The sequence below is a fragment of the Nonomuraea sp. NPDC047529 genome (assembly GCF_040642995.1).
GTDB lineage: Bacteria > Actinomycetota > Actinomycetes > Streptosporangiales > Streptosporangiaceae > Nonomuraea.
In genome coordinates, this window is the sequence record NZ_JBEYTJ010000046.1 from 28,561 (window position 1) to 47,156 (window position 18,596).

The following is an 18,596-nucleotide window of genomic DNA, read 5'->3' on the forward strand; positions in this document are numbered from 1 at the left end:
CTCCGCGCATAAGATGTCACCGGTGATCGACTCCACCCTTCTGCCGCCGGTCGAGCTGCGCACCGAGCGGCTCCTGCTGCGCCCCTGGCTGCCCGCCGATCGCGAGCCCTTCGCGGCGCTCAACGCCGATCCCGAGGTCATGGAACACTTCCCCGCCACGCTCAGCCGCGAGCAGAGCGACGCGTTCGCCGCCGCCAGCGACGAGGCGATCACCCGGCAGGGCTGGGGACGCTGGGCGCTGGAGAGGCTGGACACCGGCGAGTTCATCGGCTTCACCGGCCTGAACCAGCCCACCTTCGAGGCCGACTTCATGCCGGCCACGGAGGTCGCCTGGCGGCTGAACCGCGCCTCGTGGGGCCACGGCTACGCGAGCGAGGCGGCCGCCGCCGCGCTCGACTTCGCCTTCGACCGCCTCGGGCTGGCGGAGGTGGTCTCCTTCACGGCCACGGTCAACACGCGTTCCAGCGCCGTCATGCGACGACTCGGCATGGTCCATGACCCTGGCGGGGACTTCGACCATCCCGTCCTGCCACCCGGGCACCGACTGCGCCGCCACGTCCTGTACCGCCTCGCCGCGAGCGACTGGCGCCGGGCGAGCAGGTAGCCCGCCTCGGCGGCGGGTCAGCCGCCGCCCGGAGGCGGCCGCCCGCGTCTCAGCGCTTGTTGGTGCGGATGGAGATGATCGTGCCGGGCGGGATGGTGGCCGCGGAGACCTGGCCGGGAGAGACCCATGGGCCGACGTTGTAGACGTACCCGACGCTGGGGTTGACGTGCAGGACGGTGATCGCGATCTGGTGCTGCCCCGTGCCGCCGGTGCAGCGGCTCTCGGCCGTCGAGCCGTTCACGCTGGTGGTGCAGCCGTCGGGGACGGCGTGCGCGGCCGGGGCGAGGCCCGCGAGCAGCGCGGTGGCGAGCAGGGTCGTGGCGGGCAGGCCGGTGGCCCACTTCCTGGACAGCACGAGGACGCCTCCTGAGGACCGATGGACGCTTCTTTTAGGAAACTTTCCTAAAAGGAACATAACCACTCCCGCTCCGCCGTCAACCCCTCACCCATCCCCCGCCACTCGCGGGCCTGCACAACGTTTCAGCTCCTGTAGGCACTCCTGCAGTTCCGGCGAGATGGGCGTCGGCAACTCCCGGCTCACCGTGCGAGCCGCGGTGTGCCGCTTGCCCAGCAGGCAGTGAAGGTGGAAGTGGAATTGCCCCTCCAAGGTCCTGAAGTGCCATGGAGGATGACCGGAGAAGGACACACCGCAGTGACGGGTGATGTTCTCGTACTGTTTCGAGGCGACCGGACAGAGCTCGAACCGTTTCTGCAGGGAAGAGCGCCAGACTCTCGTGTGCGGGTCGAGCAACAGCTTTCCTCCGACGACTTTGTCCAGTCGCGGCTCATGCCAATGACGAGTCTCCGACGTCAGGGTGTAGCAGGAGCAGACCACCGCATCGTGCCCCTCGTCCAGTCGCGTCACGATCGAGAGGAGGCCGGGATCGTAATAATCGTCGGCATCGAACTGGAGCAGCCACTCCACACCGGAGTCCTCGATCAGGTCCAATGCATGGTTCCTGGCCGACAACTGGTCGTAGCCTCCTTGGCCAAGGCTCCTGGAGTACCCCTCGCCGAAGTCCCGGTGAACTTCGCGAACCTTGCTGTAGCGGGAGGCGAGACCGCCGTAGTCGGGAGGACGCCTGGGGCCGGTGTGAAGTACCAGCGCGGTGCGGACAGCGTCGTGTTCGAGCAGATTTCGCAGGGTGAGACCGAGCAAGGCATATTCCGATTCCGAGACCGCGCACCAGATCCCCACTGATGACATTCCGAACCGCCATTCAATCGATGGTCCAATCAATGATCGCCCCGATGCGGTTGCCTTTGTCCCCGAGCAACAACTCGTACGAGGACGCGATCTCACTCGGAGCTACATGATGGGTGATGAGTCCTTCTATGTTGAGCGACCCGTCACGGATGAGGCGAACAGCCAGATCCAGGAGGCTCTGCCATTTCGCGGAGTCGCCGTTCGGCCCCACGGCGCCGGTCTGGTGCACACCGATGATCCGGACATTCCGCCGGAACACCCGGCCTGTCAGGTCGATACTCGTCATCCCCGCCCGGCCGCCGACAAGCAGCAGGGCGCCGCCCACCGCGGTCATCTCGAGCCCTTCCGTGACGGCGGAAGGACTGCCGCATGCCACAAGTACGACGTCGACCTCGTTCTTCACGTCTTCGGCGAGTGGTGCCACCTGTGCGACCCGCTGGACCGCGGCAAGACGGTTCCGATGATGATCCACGGCGGACACCGGCCGCGCACCGGCGATGACGGCAAGACGGGCGATCAGCTGCCCGATGACCCCCAGCCCGATGACATGAACAGAAGTACCGAGCCCGATACCGGCGGTCCTGACCGCGTGAATTCCGATGATCGCCTGGCGGGCGAGGAGCATCGCCTCGTCGGTGACATCGTCAGGAACCGGGTAGATGCAGTCGCTCAGAGCATCACAGTGCGCATACGCCTGATGATGCTGTCTGACGAACACCCTCTGCCCCAGCCTGAGTTCGGGACGAACCCCTTTCACGGCGTCCCCGACCCGCACGATTTCTCCGACGATCCCCGCCCCGGGCCGGATGGGAAATCTCGGACTCGCCGGAGACCCCGGCGGGTGGTAGAGAAACGCCGTCTCAGTGCCGGAACTCATGATCGACGACCGCGTTCGAACGATCAGGTTGTAGGGCGACGGCGATGAGGGCAGCTCGCGTGGTCTTATCGAGATGTCACCCGGACCTTCGAAGACGACCTCACGTTGTCGGTAACTCACGTCACGGCTCCCACCGGCCCGTAACCCCGCACGCATGGGCTCTTCAGCCCTGAGAGCGGGGGATCATCGTCAATGGCAGAGGCGAGTCTCCTCAGGTGATCCGGCCCGATCGCGACCACCGCACGGACGGTCGCGCTGACGGATCAAGAGCGGTGCCGAAGAGTCCCCTGAAGGGACACGCACCGCCGATACCATTCCGCGTGGGCCCGGACCCCTTCCCGGAGTTCGACTCGTGGACTCCAGCACAGCACGCGTTTGATTCGCTCGATGGCGCCTCCGGTGCGCGAGACGTCGCCCGGTTGGCATGCGCCGCCCAGAATCGGCACGGGAAGACCGACGACCTCCTCCACCATTGAGATCAGCTCCTTCACCGACGTCGCCGAGCCACCGGCGACGTTGAGCACCGCACCCGGCTCCACCGGCAATGTCCCGGCGGCGATGGTCGCTGTCACCACGTCTGCGACGAAGGTTAAGTCGCGTACTTGGTCGCCGTCGCCGAAGAGCCGGAACGGCACGCCGTCCCAGGCAGCCCTCAGCATGCGGTGCAACGCCATGTCCGGCCGCTGCCGGGGACCGTACACGGTGAAATACCGCAAGCTCACGACCGGAAACTGGTGGCTCCGCGCGTACACCCGGCACAGATGCTCGGCAGCGAGCTTGGTGACTCCGTACGGATTTGCCGGCAGCGTCGGCGCCTCCTCGCCGGTGGGCCATGCCTGCTGTTCCCCGTACACCGAGGAGCTGGAGGCGAAGACCATTCGTCTGACGGAAGCGCGGCTCGCCGCTTCCAGCAACCGCTGCGTGACACCCACGTTGTTCCGGCCGTACGCCGCGAAGTTGTCACCCCATGACGTTCGTACGCCTGGCTGGCCGGCCATATGGAACACCACATCGACCTCACCCAGGAGCCGGTCGATCTCGACACGGGCGAGATTCGCGTTGACGAACTCGAAGCGCGGGTGATCGACGGCGCCCGCCAGATTCCCGCGCTTGAGTGCGGGCGAGTAGAAGTCACTGAAGCAGTCGATTCCTCGCACACAATGGCCCTCGGCGAGCAGTCGCTCGACGAGGTGGCTTCCGATGAATCCGGCGGCACCGGTTACCAGAGCGCGCACAACTCCGCCTGATCGCGATCGATGCCCGCTGTCGGCGGCCTGGACCACAGCGCCGGCTCCGGCGTTCAGCGCGACGTCCGCCGAGGGCTCGTGCACCGCCTCCGAGCGGACGGAGGTGGCGCATTCTGGGGTCACCGCGATCCACAGGTCTGTCTCGCGGTCGCGACAACGGTTCACCCGGTCTGTGCCCTCCATAAGGCCAGCTCACTTCCAATTCCGTGCCAATGTCACCGCTTGGACCGCGTCCACCTTGCCGTAGCCGAACCAGGGGCTCCACCCATGGTCGTTGAACGACCCCTGACCGAAGGGAGTGACGGGAGGAAGGTCCCATGCGGAATCAGGTGACGCGGGCGAAGGAGGTTCGTAACCGGCGTGGTCCAGATCCTTCGAAGCGGATTCCTGCAAGACCCGGCACACCTCCAACGCCGACAGTCCTGAGTTCACACTCACCACCAGCGCGGCCGTGCCGGCAACGAGCGCCGCCGCGCCCGAGGTGCCCTTGAACCGATGGGTTGGTTTCGCCGGGTCAGCCGTGGCCGTCGTGAGCCCCAGACCGGCCAGCATGTCACCCCGGAACACCCGCGAGTTGCTCGACGGCGCACAGAGATCGATTCCCGGGCCGTAGCACGAGTAGTGGCAACGCCGGGCCAAACTTGAAACAGAGCTCACATGCAACACGCCCGGCAACGGGACGAGAACGTTGCGAAACGTCCTTGAGCGCTTGACGTCCGGCCCGAACGGCCTGCCACTCCCGAAATGGGCCTCGTACGGTATCGCGGTCCCGGAACTGAACTGGATCGGACAGTTGGAATTACCTGCCGCACAGACGACGACAACTCCTCTGCCGCGCCGGCCTCCGCACTCCGTGAGCTCCCCGATGCGGTCGACAACGGTACTCGACAGCAAGAAGTACGGGAGTTTCGACCAGGAGATCAGAAGCACGTCCGCCCGTTCGGCCACGTAATCCAGGATGCGAAGTATCGCGTCCTCCGAGACATGGGCGAGGTTGGCATCGGTCGGCAATCTGATCGGCAGTAACCGGCATGCCGGCGCGACGCCGACAGGCTGGTCTCCGCCGACCGCCGAGATCAGCGCGCACATTGAGGTTCCATGATGCTGACCGGGCAGGTACATCCCCGAGCCCATGCTCCTCGACGTGGCCATGGTGCGCAGTTCCCTGCCCTCGAAGTATCCCCATCCGGCGAACTTCTCCGGCCCGCCGAAAGCAGGATGGTCGAGCCGGCACCCACTGTCGGTGGTCGCGACCACCACATGAGGGTCGCCGAAGTTGTTCAGCTCAGCCCACGCCTCGTCGCAGCGAAGCGATGAACGGACATCTACCTCATCGTGCTTGAGCCGACTGTGGAGATGCCACTGCGCATGGTAGAGGCCGCCAATATCGATCACGCCACCTCCAGCACGGAGTGATCTCAACGAGTGGGAACAGGTGAACCGTCGGCGCTCTCGAAAAGCACCTCGCAGAGCGCCTCCGCAGACGCGGTGGTCGGCGTCGCGACTCCGAGCGTAGCTCGGAGCCTGCCGCCCAGGTCGTCGGCCATCCTCAAAGGAAAGAAAATTCTCTGCTGTCTCCGGCCCTTCGGGAGGACGGGCCTCGAACCGTGTCACGTGTCACGGCCGCGATAGGCGCCCGGCAGGGCGTACTCACATCGCCGGCAGAGAACATCCGAATCCGGATCGTTCAGCGCGGCAAGAGTCCGCGCGAATCCCGGCCCCGTCGCGATCTCCTGGTACGTCTGGTCCCCCAGATTGCCGAGCCGGTGTTCCAGGCCGTAGTCCATGCTGCAGAGGTGTACGTCCCCGTTGGGCAGAAGAACGTTGGCGAATATGCGGTCCTTGCGGCATATCAATGTCGTACGCGCGTTCCGTGCCGCGATCTCGGCTGCGCTGAAAGCCACGCCGACCGCTGTGGACGAGCATTTCACATTGCCTGCACGACTTTGGATGCGCCGAGTGGACCACATTGCGTCGAGTTCGGTCGCGATCCGCGGGTGGGGCGTGCCGATGGTGTGGTACTCAAGATTATGGATCGCGCTCGACGCCAACAGCCTCAGCAACGAGACGTACTCGGCGCCCACCTTCTTGCGCATCTCCCCTCCGCCGTCGGGCAGATGCACCAGAAACCGTTTGAACGGGATGTCGGCGAGGCGGGACACGTCCTCGGCCGTCATCCGATCCGCAGTCGTGAAAACAGCTATCGTGTGGCCGCGCTCATGCGCGATGTGAATCATTTCGACGCAGTCTTCGGCGTGCCAGGGTTCGCTGAAGCCGGAGAAGTGGATGTGCACGGACGCCGGAACGGTGTCGATGTACGCCCTGAACGACTCCCGGGTCATGGTGTGGAGCAACGCCCGCGGAGCTCCGCCCCCGTCCGGCTCCTTGTGATAGGCGCGGACCACCGTCGACTGCGGGCAGTAGGAGCACCGCAGCCGACAGCCGATGTTGGTCGTGATCTCAAGGACGCGTTGCGGCGGCACCTTGTCTCCTCCATGCCCGTGCCGGGCCGGCGTGCTACTGGATCGCGGCCAGGGCCGTAGCGGGCAACCCCACGTCGGTCAGAAGTACTGCCCCGTCCCTTCAGGAGGGGTCGGAGAGCGCCGCAAGGCGCCTCTTGACGTAATCCTCGGCCAGCATTCTGGCCGCTTCGACGGAGTATTTCTCGACGATCCATTCAAGCGCCTGATCAAAGGTCAGGCCCTTCATCCGCATCAGCAACTCCAAGGCCTTACGGCCGGTGTACAGCGTTTCGTCACCGCGTTTGATCTTGAAGTGTCCCTTCAGCAGGTCGACTTCGATCGTGGTGCCTTCCTCGTGCTGGTAGGTGATGACGTCGCGCACGACCTGACCCGGATTTCCGGTCAGCTCATAGAGAACTTCCGCCGCAGTCAGGTAGTTGTCCGTGGAACCCCCTCCTCCGAAAGTTCCTCCGCCACTCGGGCCGCAGCAGAGGAGCTGGTAGTCGTTACCGTCCACATAAACCTGGCGGCTCAGGTCGATCGGGTCCGAGACGAACAGCTCATCCTCTTCGTTCGACATTTGCATCCTCCACTTGCTGCTCGATGGAGAATACGAGCAGGTCTCTGGTGAGGTCGCAAAGCGGGCCCTTCTGGGAGATCTCCCCGTTGCGTCCCACCCGGGCAGAAAGACAACCGCCTGCGCAGTTCCAGCGCGCCATGCACGATGTGCACTCGGCGAACGAGTGCACATCGATGGACCGCAGGGCGTTCACCCGGTCGATGTCGAACTGAAACCGCTGGCCGTCGTATCGCCCGATGCGGAACAGATCGTATCCGTCGTGCTCCTCCCGGCTGTATCGATGGCAGCCGGACACGATCCCTTCGGGAGTGACGGAGAATTCGGCGTTGCAGAACCGCGAACTTCGCCTCAGGGTATTCTGGAACATCTTGCAGGTGATCTCGATGCCGAGCTCCCGGCCGAGCTCGTACGCCTCTTTGAAGGAGTCGACGAACTCCTGCTGCAAGGGTTTGGCCATTCCCTGCTCAAGCGATCGCCCGATCTCGGCCATCGGCTCGAAGCGAATGCTCTTGGCTGCCGTGTGCTCGTGTATGAACGCCACCATTTCGGCCAGCCGACTCGCACCTCGGGCGGACACGGTGGTACGCAGGTGGAAGGCGACTCCATTGTCCGCGAGCTCCCTGACGACATCGAGGAGCTTTCCGTGCGTCGACCGCCCGTTCGCGTACGCCCGCTGCGCCTGGAGCTCGGGCAGGATGTCGAAGGACAAGGTCACGAACTGGATGTTCTCCTTGATCCAGGCGACCCGATCCGGCGTCAGCAGCGTGCCGTTGGTGATGAGACGGATCTGGTACCGAACTCCCAGCTCCCGAGACGTCGTGCCGATGTACTCCGTGATCGCCTTGAGGAGATTCCACTCGACCGTGGGCTCACCGCCGCCTATGTAGCGGAACAGCGCAAGATTCTGCTCCGTCTTGCTCGCGTTCTGGAGCACGAGGTCGACAGCCGCGCGCGCTATCTCTTCGCTCATCGGCGGAGACTTCTTCGGCAGGGCGCTCGCATAGCAGTAGGTGCACCCGAGATTGCAGCTCTCGGTGAGGATCAGCGTGGCCTCGAGGGGGGTGAACTCCTGCAGAGGCGGCGTCCGTGGTTCAGGCGTCCTTTCGCCACCCAGGATGCCCATGCGGTGCAGGACCTCCCGGACGTCGTCGCCGATCTCGTCGGGCGCCCTCAGACCTGCCGCGAGTTCCTCGACATTCCGCCTGACGCGTTCGTCGACACGGAAGGCCCGCCCTTTCAATGGCAGGTGGACTATCGCTTCGCCATCGGCCCCGTCGAAAATCGACACCTCGGTGCTCAGGACACCTTGGCCGTCGCGCAGCGCACTCCTCATGTCCATGCGACCACTCCCTTGGACTTGGCTGTGATTTCAACCATTGAATGCACTCGCCCGGCGCCGCTCAGCGGGAATTCCAACCGTCGATGCCATCCGGACGCGATTCCTTGAGGGCTGACGAGAGTTCTGCGTCGCAGAACCGAGAACTTCACCTCAAGAGGCTTCGAAAAACTTCGGATGCTATCTCAATCCCGAGCTCTGGTCCGAGACTATCTGCCGTCTTGAGGGAGTCAACGAAGACTGCTGCAAAGGTTCGGCCATCCGCTGTTCGAGCGACCACCTAAGCTCACCCATCAGTTGATGGTGAATGCTTCCGGCCAGGCGTCGAGGCGTTCCCGACCGGTGGCGCTGCCGGGCCCGGGCGCTCAACGCCGGCGCCTGGCTCACGACGGCCTCTTGGCGGTGCGTCGAGGCGCTTCCACAAGCCGACGGCCGGCGAAGTCGTCAGGCAGTACGGCGCGCCGCCAGGCACTCCGCGGAAGTCCGCCGTATGGATCCGCGGACGGCCCGTTGGTGACCTGACGTCGCGGCCGGCCGAGTATGAAGAACGTCCAACGAAGACGGAGCAGGTGGCATCCCGAGCCGCACAGGCCGCCCGCGAGCGCACCATACACAGCCCTGTGGCCACTCCTACGCCTCAGCGCTCCTGGGCGCCGGAGACAACATCACGGCCCTCAGCGAAGACCTCGTCCGCGCATCACCCTGCGGACCTACACCCCCTCATGCCGAGCAGCCGGGCCCGCAACGCCTTATCCGCGTCGTCAGGGTCGCCGACTGACTGCTGTGATGAGTGGATTCGCTCTCCGCCGGCATGTCCTTCAGCGCCGCGAGCCTGGACGCGGCAGGGTGTCGACGGCCTCGGCGAGGGCACGGATGAGCGGGTTGGTGTCGGTGGCGCGCCAGGCGAAAGCCCATCGAAGGGGCGGGGCATCGGTCACGGGGACATAGGCGAGGTCCGGTCGAGGATAGAAACGGGCGGCCTCGGCGGCGGCGGCACCGACGGCTTGTCCAGTGCTGATGACCTTGAGCTCGTCCTCCCAGTTGGAGATGACCGGGCCGCGGGCGACCGGGCGCCCGGACGGCGTGTGAAAGGGCTGGAACGCCTCTTCCATGGATGCCGGGATCGGTGATCGGTGTCCCATGAAGGTCAGGTCTCCGTAGTCCTCCAAGCTCAGCGATTCCCGGTCGGCGTACGGATGAGTGGCGGCCATGACGACGACGACCGGTGAGGTGTGGGTGACCGGACCGGTGGTGATGTCGGGTTCGCCGACCGGCAGCCACAGGTGGGCCACGTCGACCTCACCGGCTCGAAGCGATGTGAGCGGGTCGACGACGTTGAGTTCGCGATGCACGAGCCGGACGGCCGGACATCGGTTGCGGAACCGATCGACGATCTCGCGGATCATCCAGCCCTGCGGGCCCATGCTGCCGAGCGTGAGCACACCGGCGACGCCTTCGGCGGCCATTCGCGCGCGTTCCAAGCTGTCGTTCAGGCTCGTGTAGATCGGTCGAAGGTCGTCGCTGAGTTGCCGGCCCAGCGGGGGGGAGGCGGATCTGGCGGCGGTTGGAGCGGTCGAACAGTTCCCCGCCCAGCCGGCGTTCCTGCTGACTGATGGCCTGGCTGATACGGGCCTGGGACACGTGCAGCCGTTCGGCCGCCCGCCCGAAATGCAACTCCTCGGCCAGCGTCAGGAAGATCTCGATGTCCCGAAGTTCCACAAGCCCCGCCCCTAGTCATAACCCGTGCGTTATCGGCACGGGCGTGAAGTCTACGTTGATCCAGGCCAGGGTCTTGACGAGAGTGGACGGAGCAAACGGCTGGCGAACGCCCAGCCCACTCGTGATCACGCATGGGGGACCCAGATGCTGCGGGAGATTCGCTACCGCGGACCGTCGCTGGATGAGCTGCACAACAACTACGCCAAGCGGCACCGGATCGACGAGGAGGCGCCCATCCGCTCCGCGCACGAGGTGGTGATCGACGCACCGGCTGAGCGGGTCTGGGGTCTGCTCGCCGACCCCACCGCATGGTCGGCATTCCACCGAGCCATCCGCGACGTGCGCATCGCGGGCGACAGCGGCGTCACGGTGGATACGCCGTTCACCTGGGTCAACGGCCGTACCGCCATCAGCTCCCGGTTCGCCGTCGTCGAGCCACTCCGCGAGATCACCTGGACCGGCAGCGCGATGGGCTCGCGCGCCGCGCACCGCCACCTCATCACCACCCGGCAGGACGGAACCACGCTCCTGCGAACCGAGGAGTCCATGGCCGGCTCCCTGCTCGGGCTCTTCTACAACAGCGCGAAACTGCACGCCGAGCTGACGCGCTGGCTCGGCTCGATCAAGACCGCCGCCGAGGCGCCGTGACCCTGGCAGTCACGGCAAGGAGATGGCCTGCTGCGAGGCGACCGTCAAAAGGAAGGCGTCTTTGATCCGCAGGGTCGGAGACACCTCTCTCACGCGGCGTGCAGCGCGGACATCGACGTGCCGGCCGAGCTTCAACAACGTCCCCTGGAAGACGGCCCTCGTACGAGCAGGTGTCATCCCGAAGCTCGGACTGCCAGACATGCGAAACGGCCCCTACCGTACGACGAAGCCGCAGGTAGAGGCCGTTTTCTCTCAAGCAGACATCTTCTTCTTGAGGTTCTCGTCCAGGGCGGCCAGGAAGTCCTGGGTGGTGAGCCACTTGGCGTCGCCGCCGACCAGCAGGGCGAGGTCCTTGGTCATCTGACCGCTCTCGACGGTCTCGATGCAGACCTGCTCCAGCTTGTTGGCGAAGTCGGTCACGGCGGGGGTGTTGTCGAGCTTGCCGCGGTGGGCCAGGCCACGCGTCCACGCGAAGATCGAGGCGATCGGGTTCGTGGAGGTGGGGTTGCCCTTCTCGTGCTCGCGGAAGTGGCGGGTGACGGTGCCGTGGGCGGCCTCGGCCTCGACGGTCTGGCCGTCGGGGGTCATGAGGACGGACGTCATCAGGCCGAGCGAGCCGAAGCCCTGCGCGACGGTGTCCGACTGCACGTCGCCGTCGTAGTTCTTGGCGGCCCAGACGTAGCCGCCCTCCCACTTGAGCGCCGCGGCGACCATGTCGTCGATGAGGCGGTGCTCGTAGGTGAGCCCGGCCTTCTCGAAGTCGGCCTTGAACTCGGTCTCGAAGACCTCGGCGAAGATGTCCTTGAAGCGGCCGTCGTACGCCTTGAGGATGGTGTTCTTCGTCGACAGGTAGACCGGGTAGTTGCGGGCCAGGCCGTAGCGCATGGAGGCGCGGGCGAAGTCGCGGATCGACTCGTCGAGGTTGTACATCGCCATGGCGACGCCGCTGCCCGGGAAGTCGTACACGTCGATCTCGATCGGCTCGGAGCCGTCCTTCGGCGTGTACGTGAGGGTCAGGGTGCCCTCGCCGGGGATCTTCAGGTCGGTGGCGCGGTACTGGTCGCCGAACGCGTGACGGCCGACGACGATCGGCTTGGTCCAGCCGGGCACGAGCCGCGGCACGTTCGACATGATGATCGGCTCACGGAAGATCACGCCGCCGAGGATGTTGCGGATGGTCCCGTTGGGGGACTTCCACATCTTCTTGAGCCCGAACTCCTCGACCCGCGCCTCGTCCGGGGTGATGGTGGCGCACTTCACACCGACGCCGTACTTCTTGATGGCGTTGGCGGCGTCGATGGTGACCTGGTCGTCCGTCGAGTCACGGTGCTCGATCCCCAGGTCGTAGTACTTCAGGTCGACGTCGAGGTAGGGAAGGATCAGCTGGTCCTTGATGAACTGCCAGATGATCCGGGTCATCTCGTCGCCGTCGAGCTCGACGACCGGACCCTCCACCTTGATCTTGGGCATGCGAATGGTTCCCCTTCAATGAATGGATGCGTTGAGGCTATCGGACCGTCCCGTCAACCGGCCAAAAGGGACAGAAGCCAGGCCTTGAACGCGTTGTTGTACAGCGCCAGCGAGGTCAGGGCCATCAGGAAGCCGAACGCGGTCAGCGTGATGACGTCCGTCCTCCTGTCGCGGACGGCCAGTTGCCCGTCGAACCCGGCGAACCGGAGCGCGGCGGCGACCATCAGCACGCCACCCAGCGCGAACCCGCCCCAGCGCGGGTCCACCAGCAGGATCACGAGCACGGTGACGACCGCTCCCGCCAGGATCAGCGGGAACGGTCCCCAACGTTCGCGTTCGTTCTCTCGGCTCAACGCTCTTCTATTGGCTTCCACTTCTGATCGCGCTCGCCAATGTATTCACTGTCGGGCCGGATCAGCCTGTTGTCGGCATGCTGCTCGATCACGTGCGCGGTCCAGCCGGACATGCGGCTGATCGAGAAGACGGGGGTGAACAGGTCCGTCGGAATGCCAAGGTAGTGGTAGACGGACGCCGCGTAGAAATCGACGTTCGGATAGAGGCCCTTCGTCTCGAAGACGACCTCCTCCATCTCCTTGGACATCCGGTAGTAGGTGTCGTCGCCGGTGGACTCGGCCAGCTCGGCCGACATCCGGCGCAGGTGCGTGGCGCGCGGGTCCTCGGTCTTGTAGACGCGGTGGCCGAAGCCCATGATCTTCTCGCCCGCGGCGAGCCTGTCGCGTACGGCCTGGGCCACCCCGCCCGGCGAGATCGACTCCAGCGTCTTCATGACCTGCTCGTTCGCGCCGCCGTGCAGGGGGCCCTTGAGCGTGCCGATGGCCGCGACGATGGCCGAGTGCATGTCCGACAGGGTCGCGGCGCAGACGCGGGCGGCGAACGTCGAGGCGTTCATCGTGTGGTCGGCGTGCAGCACCAGGCACTCGTCGAAGATCTCGACCGCGCGCGCCTCGGGGGCGCGGCCGGTGACCTGGAGCAGGAAGTTCCCGGCGATGCTCAGCCCGGGGTCGGCCTCGGGGACCGCGCCGCCGGTGCGGGCGGCGTGGTAGCGGGCGACCAGCACGGGCTGCTGCGCGGTCAGGCGCGCCGCCTTGCGCAGGTTGGCGTCGGGGGCGGTGGAGTCCTTGTCGGGGTCGTCGGCGCCGGAGAGGGAGACGAGCGAGCGGAGCGCCTCCATGGGTTTCTGCTTCTCGGCGATCTCCGCGACGTTCGCCGCGACCAGCGCGCCGAGCTCCCTGCCCTGCGCCAGGTCGGCCCCGTACGCCTCCAGCTCCGCCCGGCCGGGCAGCTTGCCGTACTGCAGCAGGTACGCGGTCTCCTCGAACGTCGCTCGGCCGGCCAGGTCGTGGATGTCGTATCCACGGTAGAAGAGGCGACCGGCCTTGCCGTCGATGTCGCTCAGCGCTGTGGACGCGGCGACGACATCGGCCAGGCCTTTCGTGGGCTTGTCCGCCATGAGTGATTCCTCCGCTTATCTTCCTCCGAAGTCTACCCGTGAGCAGGTAAAACCGTCCGCAGAGGTCCAGACCAATTTCACGACGGATTCTCCTTTCGGCAAAGGAGATTCCGCATCCCCTCGGTTGGGTAAGCCGGAGCTGTAGTAATAGTTACGGCGGGCTACCTGGGGAGGAACTGCCGTGGAGGGGCCGTTCATACGCATCGAGGACACCGGCGACGTGGTCCCGTTGCGCCCCGAGATCACGACGGTCGGGAGAGGCCGGGGTGTGGACATCCGGCTCACCGACCCCAGTGTGTCTCGACTCCATGCCGAGTTCGTCAGACGAGGACCCTACCTGTACGTCGTTGACCTGGGCCTGTCCCGCAACGGCACACGGGTGAACGGCAGGCCGATCGCCCGGAGGGTCCTCGACGACGGCGACGTCGTCTCGTTCGGCGCGGCGCGGGGTCGCATCGGTGGAGTCCCCCGTGAGGACTTCACCCCCGAGGTCGAGCTGCGCAGGGCGGCGGCGCCCGAGCTGACCAGGCGCGAGGTCGATGTGCTGACCTCGCTCTGCAGGCCGGCGCTGTCCGACGAGGCGTTCGTCGCTCCGGCGACGGCGCGCGAGATCGCCGACGACCTGGTCGTGACCGAAGCCGCGGTCAAGCAACACCTGCTGCGGCTGTACCAGAAGTTCAGGATTCCTGAGGGCACCAACCGCCGCACGCGCCTCGCCAACGAGGTCGTCGCGCTCGGGCTGGTGCGCCCGACCCCTGTGGTGCCACCACAGCGGTCGGCGGGCGCCGCGGCTGAGCAGCCGTCGGCGGCCGGTAGGAGGGCTTCCTAAGAGGGAGCCGGATCGCGACCGGGGCTTCGGCGAGGGGTTCCGGCAGCGTCGGAACCATCGACAGATCACCGTGCCCATCCCTGCTGGGCGCGGAACGGGCGAGGGCGGGTGACCGCGGACCGAAAAGGCCCGCGGCACGCGTGCCGTGCTTGTCGCCGGTCGGGAAACGTCCCGGCGACGCGCGCTGGTCAGCCATGCGCGCGGCGCCGGAGATGAACGTTTCCTTACCGGCGTATTTCAGATCACCCGGAACCCGTGGCTGGCCTGGCTGGTCCTGTTGGCCCGGTCGACGGCGACCGCGTAGTAGTGGTCGCCGCGCTTGCCGTCCGGGTCCGTCCAGCGGATCTGCCGGTCGCCAGGCACGACGGCGACCAGGTTGCGGGCGTCGGCGAAGGCGTTCTGGCCGGCTTCGCCCGGGAAGCGGAAGATCGCGAACTGGAACGGCTCGTTCCGGCCGGTCGCGACCACGCGGACCTCGACGCCGCCGTTGCGGCGCAGCGCGTACGCCACCACCGGGCGGCGCGGCGGCTCGCCGTTCGCCAGGCGGGGCAGCACGGGCGCGAGCGCGGGCCGCTGGTAGTGGTCGTTGACGGTGGTCGTGATGGAGGCGAGCCTGTCCACCTTGACGTCGTTGGCGTTGTACCAGATGTCGCCGCCGACCTCGGGGTGGGCGCGGTTGAGCGTCAGGTGCTTCGACAGCTCGTCCGGCTTCTGCCACTCGGCGGCCTGGGCCGGGTCGCCCGCCTTGTACGCGGCCTGCCCGATCCACAGCAGCGTGTTCGTGCCCGCGGCCACGTCGGACCACCACGGGACGAGCTTGGAGTAGTCGGCCGGCGGCTGCCCGATGTACCAGTAGAGCTGCGGCGCGATGTAGTCCAGCCAGCCCTTCTTGACCCAGCCGCGGGTGTCGGCGTGCAGGTTGTCGTAGGACTGGCCGCCGTTGGTCTCGGAGCCGAGCGGGTCGGTGCCCTTGTTGCGCCAGATGCCCGACGGGCTGATGCCCCAGGCGATCTCCGGCTTGGCCTGGAGGACGCGCTGCTGCATCTCGCTGACCATCAGGTCGACGTTGTTGCGCCGCCAGGAGGCCAGGTCGGGGAAGCCGGCGCCGTACTTGGCGAACGTGGCGCTGTCGTCGAAAGCAGTGGTGTTGGTCGGGTAGAAGTAGTCGTCGAAGTGCAGGCCGTCGATGTCGTAGCGAGTGATCGCGTCCATCATCGCGTCCTGGCAGAACTTGCGGACCTCGGGCATGCCCGGGTTGTAGTAGAGCTTGCCGCCGAACGGGAGGATCCAGTCGGGGTTCTTGCGTCCGGGGTGGTCCGGGTGCAGCTTGCTGGGGTCGGGCTGCATCGACACGCGGTAGGGGTTGAACCAGGCGTGGAAGGCCAGGCCGCGCTTGTGGGTCTCCTCGACGGCGAACCCGAGCGGGTCGTAGCCGGGGTCCTGGCCCTGGGTGCCGGTCAGGTACTGCGACCAGGGCTCGAACGGCGACGGCCAGAACGCGTCGGCGGTCGGCCTGATCTGCACGAACACGGAGTTGAGCTTGCGCTGCACGGCCACGTCGAGCCAGGCGAGGTATTCGGCCTTCTGCTCGTCGGCGCTCAGCCCCGGCTTCGAGGGCCAGTTGATGTTGACCACGGAAGCGATCCACATGCCGCGCATCTGACGCAGCGGGGGGACGTAGTCGGCCTGGGCGAAGGCCGGCAGCGGCACGGCGGACGCTGCGGCGGCGAGAGCGAGACCCTTCAGGAGAGTCCTTCTGCTGGGCATGGGGGGTGGCCTCTCGACAATGGTTGTGTCGAGGGCGACGATGACAGAAAATTACCTTCAGATCAACAACCGTGAAGGAAAATGCCGCATGAGCGCAGAGCTGGTCCGACTTGCGATGACGGTGCTCCAGCCGGGGTTCGAAGGGACGTCGCCTCCCGACTGGCTGCGCCGCGCGCTGGGCGAGGGCCTGGGCGGTGTCATCCTGTTCGCCCGCAACTCCATCGGCGAGGAGCTCGTCCGTTCGGTGCGCGCCGAGAACCCCGGCGTGATCGTCGCGATCGACGAGGAGGGCGGCGCGGTCACCCGGCTCGAAGTGGCCGCGGGCAGCTCCTTCCCCGGCAACCGGGCGCTGGGCGTGGCCGACGACGTCGACCTCACCGAGCGGGTCGGCCGGCAGATCGGCCGGATGCTCGCCGAGCTCGACATCTCCCTCGACTACGCCCCCTCCGCCGACGTGAACGCCAACCCGGAGAACCCGGTCATCGGCGTGCGGTCGTTCGGGCCCGATCCCGAGCTGGTCGCCCGGCACACGGTCGCGTACGTGGCCGGGGTGCAGGGCGCGGGCGTGGCCGCCTGCGCCAAGCACTTCCCGGGGCACGGCGACACGATCACCGACTCCCACCTGGCGCTGCCCACCGTGCACGCCTCGCGGGCGGTGCTGGACGAACGCGACCTGCCGCCGTTCCGGGCCGCCATCGCGCACGGCGTACGCACGATCATGTCCGGCCACCTGCTCGTGCCCTCGCTCGACCCGTCGATGCCGGCCACGCTCAGCCACAGCGCCCTGACCGAGCTGCTCAGGGGCGAGCTCGGCTTCGACGGCGTGGTCGTCACCGACGCGATCGAGATGCAGGCGGTGGCCGCCATGTTCAGCCCCGGCGAGATCGCGGTGCGCGCGCTGGCCGCCGGCGTCGACGTCATCTGCGCCGGCCGGGCCGACGAGCGGAGCCTGCACGAGATGCGCGACGCCGTCGTCGCGGCCGTGCGCTCGGGCACGCTGGCGGAGGAGCGGCTGGCCGAGGCGGCCGAGCGGGTGCTCGCCCTGTCCACCTGGTACGCCGAGCGGTCCGCGCTGCGTGAGAAGGCCCGCGCCGACGTCGACGAGGGCGTCGGCCTGGAGGCCGCCAGGGCCGCGCTGACCACGACCGGCTCCGCCGTGCTGGACCGGGCCCCGCTGGTCGTGGAGGTCAACACCCGGCTCAGTCAGGCGGTCGATCCGGCCACGCCGACCGGCATCACGGCGGCGCTGGCCGCCCGGCTGCCGAACACCGACAGGGTGCGCCTCGACCGCGACGGCGCGCTGCCCGCCTTCGACGACCGGCCCGTGGTGCTCGTGGTGCACGACGCCGCCCGGCATCCGTGGGTGCGCGAGGCGCTGGCGCGGGCGCTGGCCGTCCGGCCCGACGCGATCGTGGTGGACACCGGCATCAGCGACGCGCCCGTGGGGGCCGCCCACCTCGCCACGCACGGCATCTCCCGCGTCTCCGCGCAGGCGGCGGCCGAATGGCTGACCCGTTGAGCGCCGAGCCCGTGAACCCGGTCGCCACCGTGCGCGCGGTGCTGCCGTCACTGACCCCGGCGGCGCAGGCCATCGGGCGCATCATCCTGGACGACCCCGGCCTGGTCGTGCGGAGCACGATCACCGAGTTCAGCGCGGTGTCGGGCACGAGCGAGGCCACGATCGTGCGCACCGCGCGGGCGCTCGGCTTCGCCGGGTACTCGCAGATGCGCTTCGCGCTGGCCGCCGCCGTGGCCAAGCAGCCGGAACGCCTGGTGCCCGGCGACCTGGCCCCCGACGACCCGCTGACCGACGTGATCGCCAAAGTGGCGCGGGCGGAGTCCGACGCGCTGGCGGACACGGCGGCGCAGCTCGACCCCGACCAGCTCGGCGAGGTCGTCCAGGCCATCGCGATGGCGCGACGGGTGGACGTCTACGGCGTGGCCGCCTCGGGGCTGGTGGCCGCCGACATGTCGCAGAAACTGCTGCGCATCGGCCTGTCCAGCCACCCGTTCAGCGACGCCCATCTGGCCCTGACCAGCGCCGCGCTGCTGCGGGACGGCGACGTGGCGGTGGCCATCAGCTGCAGCGGCGAGACGCCGGACGTGCTGGTCCCGGCCCGTACGGCGGCCGAGGCGGGGGCGCTGATCGTGGCCATCACCAACAACCCGCGCTCGTCGCTGGCCGACCTGGCCAGCCACACGCTGGTGTCGGCCGGCCGGGAGACCGCCTTCCGGCCCGGCGCGCTGGCCAGCCGGATCAGCCAGCTCCTGATCGTGGACTGCATCTTCGTCGGCCTGGCCCAGCGCACCTACGACCGGGCCGAGGCGGCGATCCGCGCCACCCGCGACGCGACCGACCGCTACCGCAACCGGTGAGGG

General features: G+C 67.2%; 18 protein-coding genes and 1 pseudogene. 5 read left to right on the top strand and 14 right to left on the bottom strand.

The window, feature by feature from the left end; translation table 11 throughout:
• Window positions 1-22: 22 nt before the first annotated feature.
• On the top strand, window positions 23-604 hold the full coding sequence (locus ABZ815_RS44475) for a GNAT family N-acetyltransferase (RefSeq protein WP_357707744.1): 582 nt from the start codon (window positions 23-25) through the stop codon (window positions 602-604).
• Between the two features lie 49 nt (window positions 605-653).
• On the opposite strand, the gene ABZ815_RS44480 is transcribed toward ABZ815_RS44475, so the two are convergent.
• The 10 genes and pseudogenes from ABZ815_RS44480 to ABZ815_RS44525 all read right to left on the bottom strand — a co-directional run.
• The gene (locus tag ABZ815_RS44480) at window positions 654-959 is read right to left on the bottom strand and encodes a hypothetical protein (RefSeq protein ID WP_357707745.1); all 306 of its coding nucleotides are present in this window, start codon (window positions 957-959) and stop codon (window positions 654-656) included.
• Between the two features lie 87 nt (window positions 960-1,046).
• Window positions 1,047-1,802 (bottom strand): glycosyltransferase, encoded by a 756-nt coding sequence (locus ABZ815_RS44485; RefSeq protein WP_357707746.1) that lies wholly within the window; start codon window positions 1,800-1,802, stop codon window positions 1,047-1,049.
• Window positions 1,803-1,824: 22 nt separating this feature from the next.
• Window positions 1,825-2,586, bottom strand: a complete 762-nt coding sequence (locus tag ABZ815_RS44490; RefSeq protein WP_357707747.1) for a zinc-binding dehydrogenase — start codon at window positions 2,584-2,586, stop codon at window positions 1,825-1,827.
• 365 nt (window positions 2,587-2,951) lie between these two features.
• Window positions 2,952-4,118, bottom strand: a complete 1,167-nt coding sequence (locus ABZ815_RS44495) for an NAD-dependent epimerase/dehydratase family protein (RefSeq protein ID WP_357707748.1) — start codon at window positions 4,116-4,118, stop codon at window positions 2,952-2,954.
• 9 nt (window positions 4,119-4,127) lie between these two features.
• Complete coding sequence (locus ABZ815_RS44500; RefSeq protein ID WP_357707749.1) at window positions 4,128-5,330, bottom strand: S8 family serine peptidase; 1,203 nt, start codon at window positions 5,328-5,330, stop codon at window positions 4,128-4,130.
• Window positions 5,331-5,545: 215 nt separating this feature from the next.
• Window positions 5,546-6,418, bottom strand: coding sequence for a radical SAM/SPASM domain-containing protein (locus ABZ815_RS44505; RefSeq protein ID WP_357707750.1), 873 nt, complete (start codon window positions 6,416-6,418; stop codon window positions 5,546-5,548).
• A gap of 100 nt (window positions 6,419-6,518) precedes the next feature.
• Window positions 6,519-6,977, bottom strand: a complete 459-nt coding sequence (locus tag ABZ815_RS44510; RefSeq protein WP_357707751.1) for a hypothetical protein — start codon at window positions 6,975-6,977, stop codon at window positions 6,519-6,521.
• Complete coding sequence (locus ABZ815_RS44515) at window positions 6,958-8,316, bottom strand: radical SAM protein (RefSeq protein ID WP_357707753.1); 1,359 nt, start codon at window positions 8,314-8,316, stop codon at window positions 6,958-6,960. Before ABZ815_RS44515 ends, ABZ815_RS44510 begins: the two co-directional genes overlap by 20 nt.
• An 815-nt stretch (window positions 8,317-9,131) precedes the next feature.
• Window positions 9,132-9,779: a LysR substrate-binding domain-containing protein gene (locus ABZ815_RS44520; protein ID WP_357707755.1), complete on the bottom strand. Its 648-nt coding sequence runs from the start codon at window positions 9,777-9,779 to the stop codon at window positions 9,132-9,134.
• A gap of 127 nt (window positions 9,780-9,906) precedes the next feature.
• Window positions 9,907-10,032 (bottom strand): annotated as a pseudogene (locus ABZ815_RS44525) (LysR family transcriptional regulator); the annotation flags it as partial.
• Between the two features lie 144 nt (window positions 10,033-10,176).
• Between ABZ815_RS44525 and ABZ815_RS44530 the strand changes: the two are divergent.
• On the top strand, window positions 10,177-10,680 hold the full coding sequence (locus ABZ815_RS44530) for an SRPBCC family protein (RefSeq protein WP_357707757.1): 504 nt from the start codon (window positions 10,177-10,179) through the stop codon (window positions 10,678-10,680).
• Between the two features lie 252 nt (window positions 10,681-10,932).
• Here the strand turns inward: ABZ815_RS44530 and ABZ815_RS44535 are convergent, their stop codons facing one another.
• From ABZ815_RS44535 to ABZ815_RS44545, 3 genes are read right to left on the bottom strand one after another with little or no spacing between them, the layout of a single operon-like run.
• Window positions 10,933-12,150 carry an NADP-dependent isocitrate dehydrogenase gene (locus tag ABZ815_RS44535; RefSeq protein WP_357707759.1) on the bottom strand — a complete coding sequence of 406 codons (1,218 nt, stop codon included), beginning with the start codon at window positions 12,148-12,150 and terminating at the stop codon, window positions 10,933-10,935.
• Window positions 12,151-12,203: 53 nt separating this feature from the next.
• Window positions 12,204-12,503 carry a DUF3017 domain-containing protein gene (locus tag ABZ815_RS44540; RefSeq protein WP_357707760.1) on the bottom strand — a complete coding sequence of 100 codons (300 nt, stop codon included), beginning with the start codon at window positions 12,501-12,503 and terminating at the stop codon, window positions 12,204-12,206.
• Entirely contained in the window at window positions 12,500-13,621 is a 1,122-nt protein-coding gene (locus tag ABZ815_RS44545; RefSeq protein WP_357707762.1) for a citrate/2-methylcitrate synthase, read from the bottom strand. Before ABZ815_RS44545 ends, ABZ815_RS44540 begins: the two co-directional genes overlap by 4 nt.
• A 181-nt stretch (window positions 13,622-13,802) precedes the next feature.
• Here ABZ815_RS44545 and ABZ815_RS44550 point away from each other — a divergent pair, with 181 nt between their 5' ends.
• Window positions 13,803-14,450 (top strand): FHA domain-containing protein, encoded by a 648-nt coding sequence (locus ABZ815_RS44550; protein WP_125644444.1) that lies wholly within the window; start codon window positions 13,803-13,805, stop codon window positions 14,448-14,450.
• A gap of 237 nt (window positions 14,451-14,687) precedes the next feature.
• Here ABZ815_RS44550 and ABZ815_RS44555 read toward each other — a convergent pair whose 3' ends face one another.
• Window positions 14,688-16,217, bottom strand: coding sequence for a family 10 glycosylhydrolase (locus ABZ815_RS44555; protein WP_357707764.1), 1,530 nt, complete (start codon window positions 16,215-16,217; stop codon window positions 14,688-14,690).
• A gap of 88 nt (window positions 16,218-16,305) precedes the next feature.
• On the opposite strand from ABZ815_RS44555, the gene ABZ815_RS44560 reads away from it, so the two are divergent.
• Both ABZ815_RS44560 and ABZ815_RS44565 read left to right on the top strand, forming a co-directional pair.
• Window positions 16,306-17,736 (top strand): glycoside hydrolase family 3 N-terminal domain-containing protein, encoded by a 1,431-nt coding sequence (locus tag ABZ815_RS44560; RefSeq protein ID WP_357707766.1) that lies wholly within the window; start codon window positions 16,306-16,308, stop codon window positions 17,734-17,736.
• On the top strand, window positions 17,721-18,593 hold the full coding sequence (locus ABZ815_RS44565; protein WP_357707767.1) for a MurR/RpiR family transcriptional regulator: 873 nt from the start codon (window positions 17,721-17,723) through the stop codon (window positions 18,591-18,593). Before ABZ815_RS44560 ends, ABZ815_RS44565 begins: the two co-directional genes overlap by 16 nt.
• The last annotated feature ends 3 nt before the right edge of the window (window positions 18,594-18,596 follow it).

Excerpts from the sequence above, each read along its gene's own strand:
- ABZ815_RS44530 (WP_357707757.1), top strand. The coding sequence starts at position 10,177 with ATGCTGCGGGAGATTCGCTACCGCGGACCGTCGCTGGATGAGCTGCAC.
- ABZ815_RS44565 (WP_357707767.1), top strand. The coding sequence starts at position 17,721 with ATGGCTGACCCGTTGAGCGCCGAGCCCGTGAACCCGGTCGCCACCGTG.
- ABZ815_RS44520 (WP_357707755.1), bottom strand. The coding sequence starts at position 9,779 with ATGGCCGCCGAAGGCGTCGCCGGTGTGCTCACGCTCGGCAGCATGGGC.
- ABZ815_RS44510 (WP_357707751.1), bottom strand. The coding sequence starts at position 6,977 with ATGTCGAACGAAGAGGATGAGCTGTTCGTCTCGGACCCGATCGACCTG.
- ABZ815_RS44535 (WP_357707759.1), bottom strand. The coding sequence starts at position 12,150 with ATGCCCAAGATCAAGGTGGAGGGTCCGGTCGTCGAGCTCGACGGCGAC.
- ABZ815_RS44555 (WP_357707764.1), bottom strand. The coding sequence starts at position 16,217 with ATGCCCAGCAGAAGGACTCTCCTGAAGGGTCTCGCTCTCGCCGCCGCA.
- ABZ815_RS44560 (WP_357707766.1), top strand. The coding sequence starts at position 16,306 with ATGAGCGCAGAGCTGGTCCGACTTGCGATGACGGTGCTCCAGCCGGGG.
- ABZ815_RS44495 (WP_357707748.1), bottom strand. The coding sequence starts at position 4,118 with ATGGAGGGCACAGACCGGGTGAACCGTTGTCGCGACCGCGAGACAGAC.
- ABZ815_RS44515 (WP_357707753.1), bottom strand. The coding sequence starts at position 8,316 with ATGGACATGAGGAGTGCGCTGCGCGACGGCCAAGGTGTCCTGAGCACC.
- ABZ815_RS44545 (WP_357707762.1), bottom strand. The coding sequence starts at position 13,621 with ATGGCGGACAAGCCCACGAAAGGCCTGGCCGATGTCGTCGCCGCGTCC.